Below are 12,942 nucleotides of genomic sequence, written 5' to 3' on the forward strand. Positions count from 1 at the left end.
GTATACGGAGAGGCGACATCATGTCACAGACCGTACTCATCACTGGCGGAACCTCAGGCATCGGCTTGAGCCTCGCGCAATCCTTCGTGGAGCTCGGGATGTCTGTCGTCGTTTGTGGACGCTCGCAGGCTGCGCTTGACCGATTCGCGCAGGCACACCCGCAGGCGCTGGCCGTGCGGGCCGATGTGACGGACGCAGCTGACCGGGCAGCGTTGCTGCAGGCGATCGCTGATCGCTTTGGGCGTCTGGACGTGTTGGTCAACAACGCCGGTACGTTCGAGGAACGAGACTATGCAGCCGGCAAGAACCCCAATGCGACTCTTGATGCCGAGGTGGCGTTGAACCTCACCGCCCCCATCCACTTGACGGGTGAAGTGCTCGAGCGATGGCCAGAGCCCGACGCGATCGTATTCATCACCTCGGGGTTCGCTCTGGTCTCGCCCACTCGCGCGCCTACCCACGGCGCGGTGAAGGCCGGCCTGCACGGCTTTGCGGACGGCTTGCGCCGGCAACTCGCCCCGCAGGGCACCCATGTCCTCGAGGTCCTCCCACCGTCCACGGACACGCCCATGAACGCCGAAGCCACGGGGAAGAAACTGACTCCCGAGCAGGTGGCGGCGGTCACGATGAAGGCTCTTCGGCGGGGGCGGAACATGGCATTCCCCGGTCAGACGAAAGTCATGCCCGCCATGCTGCGCATCGCGCCGGGCACACTGCGACGCGTCGTCGCCGAGCTCTGAACCCCATGAAACACAACTGACCGGCCCGTTCCGGATTGAAAGGGTTCTCAATGTCCAAATTCCCCCTCCACCTGGTTCCTTCCCGCAGAGCGCTGACGACCGGGCGCTTCATCGTCGCGGCCACCCACTTGTTCACCCCGCGGCTGGCCGCGCGGTTTTTCCAGCTCACGGCTAGCGGTACCCCCGCGATCCCTTATTCGCGAATGTTCGCGATACGCAACGCTGCTCTCGGGCTTGGACTGCAACGGATGGACAGTTTCACCCGGCCCCAGCAGCAGCAGTTTCTTGCGGTGAACATCGTCATGGACTCGGTCGATGCCGCCGCTTTCCTGGCTGCGGGCCTGCGGCGCGACGTCAGCCGTACCTCGGCCATGCTGTCCGCCGCAGTGGCTCTTTCTGCGGTGGTAGCCGGTACCACGGCCCTCATCGAGCACAAGCAAGCGGCCGCCCAAGAAACGGAGCCAACAGCGACGGCGCCATCGAACAGCGACTGGAAGTGACCGCACCGGTGTGGCACCGCAGCTGATCCACCGCACCGCCTCCATTGGCTGGAGGCCGCCGAGGACGGGGTGGCGGTCTCTGTCGAGTTCAGCATCGGGCGGATGAGGTTCTGGCGAAGACGTGGACGACGGTACCCGGGGCCGTCGACGGTGAGGGCGGCCGGTTACCCCCGACGGGCATGCCGGGTCACCGGCTGCGGCACGTTCCTGTACGAGGGCATCGACGTCACCGCCGGCGCGGTGTTCTCCGGGGTACGCGGCGCGCAGCTGGCCGGGCGCGCCTCACTGATCGACTGCGGGGCGCTGCCCGCCCGCGCCGGCGGCCGCGAGCCGTTCCGCGAGCTGATCGCCGCCCTGGAGCAGGCCCTCGACCTCACCGCGCACCGGGCGGGCAGCCTGCCGAAGCTCGCGCCGTGCCTGCATGAACGGACCGCAGGCAGGATCGGCAGCCTGGCCCGCCTCATACGCCGGGCCGCCGTCGAAGCCATCCTCGACGGCACCGAACGCATCACCAGACCACTGCTGGACACCATCGCCCTGGACCACCTCGCCGAGGAGCACTACCGGCCCCGCACCCCCTCGACATCCGACCTGTCCCCGAAATCGCCCACGCCCGCCTCACCGCCCGCCGCCCCACAACAGCGGCTCCCTGAGCTGGGCAACAACGATCACCACGCGCTGGTACGACCACCGCCAGCACCTCCACACCCGCTGGCACACCCGCCTCCACCAGCTCACCACCGCCAACCCCCACCTCACCCACGGTCCGGCTTCCCCCACCCTGACCTGCCGGAACCCGATCACCTACCCCGAGACCCTCATCCTCGCCGCAGCCCTCGACCGCCTGCCCCCGCGCCCCCTGACACGCGCGCAGCAGAGCGCCTTCCTCCACCAACTGGCCAGCCGCCTCCACCTGCCCCGCCTCGCACCCGCCGACCACGACCTGCTCCGGCAACGCCCGACCACCCGCTGAACCAGCCCCCTGGCCGCCCCAGCCCCCGAAGGCCGGCCGACACCGGTACCTATAGACACGCCAACCACACTGAGCGAAAACCACCATGCCACGCAGCCCACTGCGCAGCACCAAACAGCCAGCTCAACCCACATACCATCAGTCGCCCACACCTTGGCGCCGTGCAAGCCTCCCCCGCAGAACAGAACTACCGCCCCATACAACTGAGCAACAGCAGGTCACAACCAAGATCAATAAGCACACGCATCAGCTACACCACAGTCGCCATAGCTGTTGTCGGCGGGGTTGACGGTCACCCCGGGTGCCACGATCTCGTCGATACGGTCGAGGACGTCGACCGGGAGCGTGACATCGGTGCGCCTGCCCGCGGTCGTGTGGAGGAAGCCGAGGACCGGGCCCGCGACCGGGCGAGGGCCGCCCACAGCGCTGTCGCCGGTCTCGGCGCCGCCCTCGGCCCGGTCTTCGGAGGGCTGGTCGCCGACCTGGTCTGACCGCCCGCACCACGAACGTCGAACCGGCTGCGCATCACTCGATCGACCATCCGCCCCGAAGCGGGCCTTCACAAAGGTTCGTCGAGCAGGCGAGTCCGGGCGCCTTGCTCCTGTGCCTCCCCAGCCGCGGGCGCCGGCGAGCGGGCCGCGGTGGACCCGCGCACGATGAGCTCCGGCATGAGCACGCACCCCCCGTTGTCGGTCCCGTTGGTCCCGCCGACCGGCAACAGAGTGGCGACGGCGGCCGTGGCGATCGCCCCGACCGGCTGGCGTACCGCGGTGAGCGGCGGCCGGGTGAACTCCATGAACGGCGAGTCGGTGAAGGTGACCACCGAGACGTGCCCGGGCACCGAGAGGCCGCTCTCGTGCAATGCCTGCATGATGCCGAGGGCCGTCAGGTCGCTGTCGCACAGGACTCCCGTGCAGCCGTCTTCGAGGAGCGTTCCCACGGCCACGCGGCCGCCCGCCACTGCGGGCAGCGTGTGATAGACACGATGGGGCTCGACCACCGCGTCGGCGCCACGCACCTCTTCCAACGCGGCGATGAATGCGTCGATGCTGTCCTCGGACGAGGGATGCCGGCTGTTTCCGACGACCATCCCGATGCGGGCGTGCCCGAGTTGATGGAGATGCCGGACGGCCATCCGCACGGCCTCGCGATGGTCGACGGAGACGGACGGGGCGTTGCCCAGCGTGTCCCGGCCGTTGACGAACACGTAGGGAAGCCCCGAACCCTTCAGCTCGACGAGGGTGTCCTCGGAGAACACGGTGGTGTCGGGCCAGCCGGACACGAACACCACACCCGCCGCTCCGTGCTCGATGAGCAGGTCGAACGACTCGTGCGCCAGGACGGCGTCGGACGGCTGAACGTAGACGGCCGGCACATAGCCGTACCGGCGCACCGCCTGTTCGAGCTCCTGGACCAGCGCGGCGACGACGGGTGTGCTCGTCAGTTCCGGGGTGACGAGCGCGATCAGCCGCACGGCCTGACGCGCCGAGCGGCCGGTTGCCACTCCCGCCTCGTTCAGCGCGTCCAGCACGGCCTGCCGCATCTGGTGGGAGACACCCTGCCTGTCGTTGAGAACGCGGGAGACGCTCGCTTCGCTCACCCCCGCCTTCTTCGCTATGTCCGCCAGCCGCACCCGAGCCATCGACTCAACTCCCACGCTCCGTAACCACCGCAGTACATCCTCGCCAAAGGCTTGTCTCTTTGGAAGTGTTCGCCTAAGTGACCACCGCCCCCCGCGAACCACGGTCGTACGCCCGCGCACCGTGGACACGGCCCGGCGATGCCGTCTTGCCTCCCGACGCGCGCGGTTCCGGCCCGGAGCACCTTTCATCGTGCCGCCCCCGTGAAAGGAGTCCGAAAGTGCGCTGAAAGGTCGTCTGTGGATATTGGGGGCCCTTATTGAGCCAATCGCGTCGGGGCAACCTGCGTTTCCCGCACGGCGCCCGGACTTTCGGAGCAGACAGCGATGAAGTGCCTCTACATCACTCAGGAATACGCCCCGCTCTTTTCCGAGGGCGGGCTCGGTCTGACGAGCGCGGCACTGCCGGCCGCCCTCGACAGTGGGCACGGCACCCACCATGATCTGGTCCTGCCCTACTACCCGCGCCTGGTGGACCGCCTGGGGCTGCAGACCGAGGAGGTGTGTGTTCTTCCCGAACGCCGGGTGACGGGCATCCGGTCCTGCGCGACGGTGCACCGGCTCCTCGGACACCGGCACAGCGGCGACATCTTCCTGATCCGGGCAGACGCCTGGTACGACCGGCCGGGGATGTATCGGGACGAGCAGTACCGCCCCTTCGCCGACGAAGCCGCGCGAGGCGCCTTCTTCGGCTGGTGTGTGGCGGAGTGGGCAGCCGCGGAGCAGCGGGGCTACGACCTCGTGCACGGCAACGACTGGCAGTCCGGGGCGGCCATGGCCCACTTACGCGACCGGTTCCCCGGCCTGCCTCAGATCCTGACGATCCACAACGGTCTGTACACGGGCGACCTGCGGACCGACGAACTGGACGCGCTCCTTATGCCCGCGAGCGCGCTGCAACTGCTGCGGCAGCACGCCGGTGAGCGGCCCAGTCTGCTCCTGGCCGCGCTGCTCGCGGCGGACGCCGTGGTGACATGCAGCGCGGGCTACGTCGACGACCTGCTCCGGGAGACGCGGGGTACGGCGGTCGGAGCCGTTCTGGAACGGATGCACCCGACCGGCATCGTCTTCGGTGTCGACACGGGGCTGTGGGATCCGGCCGCCGTCGACCGGCCGACCTGTCCCTACGACGCGTCGACCGTGCTGCTGGGCAAGCAGCTGAACAAGCAGGAGTTGCAGAAGACACTGGAGCTTCGTGCGGACGACGACGTGCCGGTGATCGGAGTGTGCTCACGGCTCGTGCACGAGAAGGGCAGCGACCTGTTGCTGGAAGCACTGGAGCCGATGCTGCGCGGAGAGAGGGCGCAGCTCGTGCTCGTGGGTCCCGCCGACGGCTGCCTCCGGGAGAGGCTGCGTGCACTGCTCGCGGACGTTCCCGAGTATCTGGCCTATGTCCCCCGGTTCGATCAGGAGATCGCCTGGCTCACGTACGCGGGGTCCGACCTCACGGTGATGCCCTCGCGCGTGGAACCCTGCGGCCTCAACCAGCTGATCGCCTACCGCTATGGCACGCTTCCGGTGGCCAGCCCGGTCGGCGGGCTGCGCGACACCGTGATCGACGTACGCGTGGATCCGGTCCACGGAGGCGGTTTCCTGATCCCGGAGCACAGTGTCGGGGCCGTGCGCGCCACCGTCGACGAGGCACTCGCCTGGCTGGAACGGCCCGACGAGCCCACGGCGGTCCGCACCCGGGTGATGCGCCAGGACTGGTCGTGGGCGAGAACAGCCGGGCAGTACGCCCAGGTCTACGCCCGTCTCGGCGGGCGGGGCGCGTGATGCCGGCCGGGCGGACCACCGTGGTGGCGACGGACCTGGACGGCACGCTGCTGCGCAGCGATCTCACCGTCTCCGCGTACACCCAGGCCGTACTGCGGCGCCTGGACCAGGCGGGGATCCGGCATGTCATCGTCACGGGCCGCCCCGCATCGGACTGCGGTCCCGTGTTCCGGTCTCTCTGCTACCGGGGCCTCGCCGTCTGCGGTCAGGGCGCCCAGGTCTACGACGTGGACCGGGACGTCCTCCTCTCCCACACCGAACTGGACCGGGACGCCGCACAGGCTGTCGTGGCCCGGCTGATCGACCGGGTCGGACCCCTGCGCCTCGCTGTCGTCACCTCCGCACCCCGGGGCGAGTTCGTCATCACACCGGGTTTCAGCCGCGGCGACGAACGCCAGCTGTCGCCCTTCCGCCTCGCGACCGACGAGGATCTGTGGAGCCGGCCCGTCGACAAGGTTCTCCTGCGCCATGAGGCGCTGTCCGACGGCGAACTGACCGCCGAGGCCCTCGCGCACTGCGGGCCCGGACTGACGGTCGTGCACGCCGGCCCCGGGATCGTCGAACTCCTCCCGTCAGGGTTCGACAAGGCCACCGGGCTGTCACAGGTGTGCGCGGTACTCGGCGCCACCCCGCCGGAAGTCGTCGCATTCGGTGACATGCCCAACGACATCCCGATGCTCAAGTGGGCCGGTCACGCGGTCGCCATGGCCAACGGTGAGCCGGAAGTGAAGGCCGTGGCCGATGAGATCGCACCGTCCAACGACGATGACGGGGTGGCTGTCGTCCTCGACCGGCTCCTGCGCGAGGCGGTCTCGGAACCCAGACCTACGTCGGCCGCGGTCTGAGCGCCAGACGCTAACGACGGCGCCGCCCCGCGTGGGCGGAGCGGCGCGAGGCCGTCGTATGCGGTCGGAGTTCCGGCACGTCAGCGTCGGTCGCGGCGCGGCAGCCACGAGCCGCTCACGGCGACCGCGGCGAGCACGGGGAGGGTGGCGGCGAGGATCGCCGCCCGATAGCCGTCGGTGAGGCCTGCGAGTTCCGTGTCCCGGTTGAAGGTGGCCGCGACGGTGCTCAGGAGCGCGAGTCCCAAGGCGCTGCCGACCTTCTGGGACGTGGTGAGCAGACCGGAGGCGGCGCCGGCGTCGCGTGCTTCGAGCCCGCTCGTTCCGCACACGGTGAAGGTGACGAAGACCAGCCCGCCCCCGAAACCGATGACCAACTCGGGTCCGAGCACTTCGGCCCAGTAGGCGCCACCGGACATGGCCCCGAGCCACAGCAGACCGGCCGAGAAGAGGGACAACCCGCAGATCATCACCGTGCGGACGCCGAAGCGCGCGAGCAGGGATCCGGTGAGCCGTGAGGAGACCGTGATCGCGGCGACGATGGGAAGGATGGCCAGACCGGCCGCCAACGGGTCGAAGTCCAGCACCTGTTGTATGTAGAGGCTGAGGAAGAAGATGACGGGACCGATCGCCATGTTGATCAGGGCTGCGACGAGGTTGGCTCCGCGGACCTCCCGGACGCGCAGAATCCGCAACGGGAACAACGGATCGGCGCTCCGGTTCTGACGCGCCACCACGAACAGCAGCAAGGTCAGGGAGGCCAGGACCAGGCCGCACGTCCACGTCGAGAGCAGGTTCGACGGTGCGGAACCGACGAGGGCGTACACCAGGAGCGTCATGCCGAGGCTGGCCCCCACGGCGCTGACGAAGTCGACCCGCGCCCACCCCGTGCCCCCGGCGTCCGGCGGCAGGAGCCGCTGCGAGAAGCAGGCCAGTGCCAGCGCCGCGGGCACGTTGACCAGAAAGGTCGCCTCCCAGCCCACGAGGTCCGTGAGCAGCCCGCCCAGGAAGTATCCCGTCGAGCCGCCGACCGCGGCGACCGCGCCCAGCGTGCCCAGGGCCTTGTGGCGCTGCGCCCGCTCCGCGGCCGTTCGGTCCGGGAAGAGTCCCACGAGCAAGGACAGCGCCGTGGGCGAGACGACAGCGGCAGCCAGGCCCTGCGCGCCCCGGGCCAGGATCATCACCTCGGGTGAGGAGGCGAGTCCACCCAGCAGCGATGCCAGCGCGAACGCCACGAGTCCGCCCGTGAACACCTTGCGGCTGCCGAGCACGTCGCCCAGCCTGCCGCCCAGCAGCAGGAAGCCGCCGAAGGTGAGGATGTAGCTGTTGGCCACCCAGGACAGGCTGGAGACGGAAAACCCCAGTTGTTCCTTGATGGTCGGCACCGCCACCTCAATGATCGCGGAGTCCATGTTGAGGAGGAAATGACTGCTCACCAGGAGTACCAGCGCGGTGGACCGTCGAGTGCCCGGTGGACCGAGGACGACGGCGGAGTCGTCGTCCGCCCCTTTATCTGTCAGTGACACGCGGTTCCCTCACGAATCGATGATCGGAGCCGGCGTGGAACGGCCGCTCCCGACCCGGGCAAGGTACTGACAGTGCAGGCGGCTGACACGCGGTGTTCGACTGTTCAAGTGCTGCAGTGCAGCACTTGAACAGTCGAACACCGCGTGTCTCCGAAGACCGGGCTCATACGCTTGCTGACGGGTAACCAGCCACCGTGTCATGATCTGCGCCGTGAGGTTTTACGTTCTCGGATCCTTGCGGTTCTCCTCCGCCGAATCACCTCCCATAACTCCGGCCGGAACGAGGGACAGAGCATTTCTGGGTGAACTACTGGCCCACGCGGGACGAGCGATTTCCATCGACCATATCGTCGAGTCTGTGTGGCCGGACCGTCCGCCGGTCAACCGCGAGAACGCCGTGCATGTCAGAATATCGCGCCTCAGGTCCCTTTTTCGTTCTCTGGTCGGGCGGGAAAGCGCCGGGAGCGTCATCACCACAGAGCACGGCGCCTATCGCCTGGTCCCGGAGGAAGTGGACGCCGACCGGTTCGAGCAGCTTCTGGCGGCCGGGACCCGTGCCTACGAAAAGGGCTTCGCCGACACCGCGGCATCGCTGCTGGACCGCGCGCTGACGCTCTGGGACGGCGACGCGTTCACCGATGTCGTCGCCGGGGACTGTGTCACGGCGGAGGCGGGACGACTGGCCGAGTTGCGTCTGTTCGCCCATGAGCGGCAGGCGGAGGCGATGCTGGCACTCGGAGCGTACGCCCACGTGGTGAACGCGCTCACACCGCTGACCGAGCAGTATCCCCTGCGCGAGACCTTGCACGGTCATCTCATGACCGCGCTCGACCGTCTGGGCCGAACGGCCGAGGCCCTCGCCGTGTACGCCGGTATGCGCTCGTCACTCATCAGTGAGCTCGGTACGGAACCCGCCCCCGACCTGCGGGAACTGCACTGGACCATCCTGCACCGGCGCACCACCGACGTCGGCGCGCCAACGGTCGGGACGACAGCGACCGCCATGCCGAGGAACTGGTCCTCCCCTGCCCAACTCCCCCGCGAGCCAGCCGACTTCGTGCCCACCGAAACCGCGGAGGCGATAGCACAAGGGTTGTCGCGGGGCGGTCGTACGGCCCCCGCCGTCACCGCGATCACGGGTCAGGGCGGAGCCGGCAAGACCGCCATCGCCGTGCATCTCGCCCGGCGTCTGCGCGCCCCCTTTCCCGACGGCCAGCTCTACGTGAACCTGGGAGGCAGCGGCACTCACCCGACAGAGCCCGGCGAGGCACTCGCCCAGATGCTGCGCTCCGTCGGCCACTCGCCGTGGGACCTGCCCGAGAGCACCGAGGCGCGCGCCGCGTGTTTCCGCGACCGCCTCGACGGCCGACGCGTCCTCATCGTGCTCGACGACGCCGCCGACGAGGCGCAACTGCACCACCTGCTGCCCGGCAACGCGGAGAGCGGGGTCATCGTCACCAGCCGGGCGTGGCTCGCCGGCATGTCCTTCGACGTACGGCTGGAGCACGACCGCCTGGAACCACGAGCGGCCTTCGCCCTGTTCCGTCAGGTCGTCGGAGCCACCCGTACGGACTGGGAGCCGGCGGCCGTGCGGGAGGTGACACGTTTGTGCGGCTACCTGCCGCTCGCCCTGCGCCTCGCGGGCGCCAGGCTCGCCGCGCGAGCGCACTGGAGCGTACGTGACCTGGTTCAGCGGATGACCGACGGCGCCGGGCTCCTGAACGAACTCACCCAGGGTTCGCTGACCATACGCTCCTGCTTCGAGCCCGCCTATCAGCGACTCTCCGAGGAAGACCGCGGGCTGTTCCGCATGCTCGGACTGTGCGGGGCGGGGGTGTACGCCGGATTCGTGGGTGCCCGACTGCTCGACCGACCGGAGGACGAGGCGGTCGAGGCACTCGAAAGACTCGCAGACGCACGGTTGCTCAGCGTTGCGCGCCCGAAAGTGCAAGGAGTCGGACCCATGTTCAGGCTGGAGACCCTCGCGGCGGCCTATGCGAGGGAGCAGGCGGACGTCGAGTCGTCGGACGGCGAGCGCCGGGCGGCAGCGAATCTGCGTCGTCGGGAAACCGATCCGCCCGAGCGACTGCTGCATCTCAGGGCCGTCCCGTGAGATGCGCCGCCGGTACCGGATGAGCGTTGCCCGCGCGTCATCTCCGGCAGGACGAGTGCTGGGGGGTTCAAGGCCTCACACGACGCTCCGATAGACCTCGGCGACCTGACGGGCCGCCCGATCCCACGAGAAGTGGGCCAGCACCCGGCGTCTGCCGGCCCGGCCCATTCGTTCAGCGCTCACCGGGTCCGTGAGCAGCGCGTTCACCCGGACAGCCAACTCCTTGGCCAGTACGGAGGACTCGTCGAGGCCGACGCGGTCCGCCGGTGCGGTCTCCAGCGGAACCAGGTATCCGGTCTCGCCGTCCACGACGGCCTCCGGAATGCCCCCGGTCGCCGTCGCGACCACCGGAGTTCCACACGCCATGGCTTCCAGGTTGACGATACCCAATGGTTCGTAGAGCGAGGGGCAGAGAAAAGCGCGGGCATGGCTGAGGAGTTGGATCAGCGCCCGTCTCGGGAACGGACCCTCGACCCAATGGACGTCGACCGGGCTGTCTTCCATCGCCGACACCGCCTCGGCGAACTGCGCACGGTGAGCTGCCGTGTCGGCTGACTGAGCGACCACCACCAACTGCGTACCCGGGATGAAATGCCGCGCCGCTCGCAGAAGGTGCAGCAGGCCCTTCTGGGGACTGATGCGCGCCACGCAGGCCACGGTGGGGCGTTCGACACCGATTCCCTGTTTCTCCAGAGCGTCCGTGCCGAGGTCGGGCGCGTACTCACCGGCGTCGACGCCATTGTGCACAACCGTGACGCGCGCGGGTTCCACGTCCGGGTACACCTCGATGATGTCCCGGGCCATGGCATGGGACACCGCGATGACCCCGTCCGCACGGCTGAGCGCCTCCCGCTCCATGAAACAGGAGATCTCGTACCCCCCACCCAATTGCTGGGATTTCCAGGGCCTCAGTGGCTCCAGGCTGTGTGCCGTGATCACATGCGGTATGTCATACAGCTGCTGGGCGAGTCGCCCGGCCAGGCCGGTGTACCAGGTGTGGCTGTGGACCAGGGACGCGCCGGCAACGGCGTGTGACATCGAGGCGTTCACGGCCAGTGCCTGGAGGGACGGATTGGCCGCCTCAAGAGCGGTCGGCAGGTCGTGTGCCAGAACCGAGGGATGTCCGTCGACCGGATCGAAGCAGTGAACGCGCAAGTCGACCAGGTTGCGCAAATGGGGGGCCAGGGCTCCTACATGAACGCCCGCTCCTCCATACACATGGGGTGGATACTCGCGGGTGAGCAGATCCACGCGCATCGGCGTCCTCCACCTCCCGCTCATATCGCCTGACGCGACACGACACGTTGTCCTTCGCTCAACTCCATCGCGAGGTTCTGCCATATCTCGGCGTAGCTCAGCAGGAGTTCCGCGACCTGCTCGCGGCAGTGTGCCGGCACGTTGTCCAGGATCCGGCTCCTTTCCCGGGTGACAGCCGCACAGGAGTCGAACAACCGCAGGACGATTCGCCCCGTTTCGCTGAATCGGAGCGAGGGATCCTTGCATAACGCATCGAAAATGGGAGTGAGCTCGTCCAGCGAACGAGTTCGGCGCCGAGCCACGGACCCGCCGGCCGGTTTGTGAGCCTCCTGCTCCCGACGCACCGTCTCCTTGCGTAATCTCACGGGCACCGGGTCGTATCCCTGCCGCAGACGATTCCGAACGTCGGCCACAGTGGCGGGAGAGATACCCGCGGCCTTGGCGATCTGACGCAAGGAAGCCTCGGGGTTGGCTTTGATGAGTTCACCTGCCAGCTCGCGCCCCTGGGCGCGGTTCACGGGCCTTACCCGACCGTCCATGCCTACGCGGACCACGGAATCCCCGTGCGCCCCGGTGCGGTGGCGGCGCATCTCCGCCACCTTCCTCGCCGACAGCCCGGTCACGGAGGCGATCGCGCGGTCGGACCACTCCGGGTAGAACCCGAGGATACGATTCACAGCGGCAAGTCGGTCCGCTCGAGAAAGCGGCATACCGTGATCCGCGTTCGCCACCACGGACAACACGAAAGCGTCTTCCTGCTCGCCGTCGAAGAATCTGACCGCGATGTGAGTGTGGCCCCGCAACTGCGCGGCTCTGAGGCGATGCCCACCGTCGATCACCCGCATCGTTCTCCGATGCACCATAATCGGCGGGTAGGCTCGCTCACTTTCCGCCAGAGCCTTCGCATGGTCGTTGTCTTCTCCGGCTGCACGCGGCGAGTCATCGGCGACAAGCGTCGCGATCGGCACTTTCACCACAGGCGATCGCGCCACCGACTGCTGGCACTTGGCAATATGAGCCAGCACGTCGCATGCAGGATCCTCCGTCAGTCCCGCAGAACTCAACACAACTCCTTCTATGGACCACTGAAGGGCGCGACTGTTGCGACTCGGAAAACCCACGGTACGCAGCCGTGCACACCTCAGGAGCCTCCCCCGTTATTGAGGCTGCTACTAGTTAACATCAACTACAGACGATCACCTGCATCGTTTTCAGTCAGCCGGGAACCCCCCTGGGATCCGGACATTTGCACGTGCACCGGCCATGAACTGGCAGTTGGGCTCCATGGGCGGCCCGGCATGGATGTCCTTTGCGTCCCCCACCGTCACTTGGGGCACTTCCTGGGCGGGATCACGCTCCTGGCGAGCGGGCTTGGCTCGGCGCCGTGGCTCGAACCCGTCGTCATACCGACAATGCGACGGACCTCGGACTCCCGCGCGTCCTCGCCGCGCACCGCAGGGCCTGCCCACACCATTCCACCGGTCGCGGCCGGCGGTTTCTGTTCCACCTGTCCCACTGTTCCGGAATTTCCGTTTCCCCGCCGGAACGGAGACGCCCGGCCATTCCGTCAATGTGC

General features: G+C 68.2%; 10 protein-coding genes. 5 read left to right on the top strand and 5 right to left on the bottom strand.

The window, feature by feature from the left end:
- The first annotated feature begins 20 nt into the window (after positions 1-20).
- Complete coding sequence (locus tag ACFY30_RS18480) at positions 21-740, top strand: SDR family NAD(P)-dependent oxidoreductase (protein WP_388398366.1); 720 nt, start codon at positions 21-23, stop codon at positions 738-740.
- A gap of 50 nt (positions 741-790) precedes the next feature.
- Entirely contained in the window at positions 791-1,240 is a 450-nt protein-coding gene (locus ACFY30_RS18485; protein WP_390846217.1) for a hypothetical protein, read from the top strand.
- Between the two features lie 282 nt (positions 1,241-1,522).
- Here ACFY30_RS18485 and ACFY30_RS18490 read toward each other — a convergent pair whose 3' ends face one another.
- Both ACFY30_RS18490 and ACFY30_RS18495 read right to left on the bottom strand, forming a co-directional pair.
- Complete coding sequence (locus ACFY30_RS18490) at positions 1,523-1,801, bottom strand: hypothetical protein (RefSeq protein WP_390846218.1); 279 nt, start codon at positions 1,799-1,801, stop codon at positions 1,523-1,525.
- A 971-nt stretch (positions 1,802-2,772) separates the two neighbouring features.
- Positions 2,773-4,293, bottom strand: a complete 1,521-nt coding sequence (locus ACFY30_RS18495; RefSeq protein ID WP_390846219.1) for a LacI family DNA-binding transcriptional regulator — start codon at positions 4,291-4,293, stop codon at positions 2,773-2,775.
- On the opposite strand from ACFY30_RS18495, the gene ACFY30_RS18500 reads away from it, so the two are divergent.
- Both ACFY30_RS18500 and ACFY30_RS18505 read left to right on the top strand, forming a co-directional pair.
- Positions 4,180-5,628, top strand: a complete 1,449-nt coding sequence (locus ACFY30_RS18500; protein WP_390846220.1) for a glycogen/starch synthase — start codon at positions 4,180-4,182, stop codon at positions 5,626-5,628. The genes ACFY30_RS18495 and ACFY30_RS18500 overlap by 114 nt on opposite strands.
- Complete coding sequence (locus tag ACFY30_RS18505) at positions 5,628-6,473, top strand: HAD family hydrolase (protein ID WP_390846221.1); 846 nt, start codon at positions 5,628-5,630, stop codon at positions 6,471-6,473. The genes ACFY30_RS18500 and ACFY30_RS18505 overlap by 1 nt, the downstream gene beginning before the upstream one ends.
- A gap of 80 nt (positions 6,474-6,553) precedes the next feature.
- On the opposite strand, the gene ACFY30_RS18510 is transcribed toward ACFY30_RS18505, so the two are convergent.
- On the bottom strand, positions 6,554-7,996 hold the full coding sequence (locus ACFY30_RS18510) for an MFS transporter (RefSeq protein WP_390846222.1): 1,443 nt from the start codon (positions 7,994-7,996) through the stop codon (positions 6,554-6,556).
- Between the two features lie 199 nt (positions 7,997-8,195).
- Between ACFY30_RS18510 and ACFY30_RS18515 the strand changes: the two genes are divergently transcribed.
- Complete coding sequence (locus ACFY30_RS18515; protein ID WP_390846223.1) at positions 8,196-10,109, top strand: BTAD domain-containing putative transcriptional regulator; 1,914 nt, start codon at positions 8,196-8,198, stop codon at positions 10,107-10,109.
- A 75-nt stretch (positions 10,110-10,184) separates the two neighbouring features.
- Here ACFY30_RS18515 and glgA read toward each other — a convergent pair whose 3' ends face one another.
- Both glgA and ACFY30_RS18525 read right to left on the bottom strand, forming a co-directional pair.
- The gene (glgA, locus tag ACFY30_RS18520) at positions 10,185-11,366 is read right to left on the bottom strand and encodes a glycogen synthase (protein ID WP_390846224.1); all 1,182 of its coding nucleotides are present in this window, start codon (positions 11,364-11,366) and stop codon (positions 10,185-10,187) included.
- 20 nt (positions 11,367-11,386) lie between these two features.
- Positions 11,387-12,430: a ParB N-terminal domain-containing protein gene (locus ACFY30_RS18525; protein ID WP_390846225.1), complete on the bottom strand. Its 1,044-nt coding sequence runs from the start codon at positions 12,428-12,430 to the stop codon at positions 11,387-11,389.
- Positions 12,431-12,942: the final 512 nt, after the last annotated feature.

The organism is Streptomyces sp. NPDC000345, from assembly GCF_042898825.1.
GTDB lineage: Bacteria > Actinomycetota > Actinomycetes > Streptomycetales > Streptomycetaceae > Streptomyces.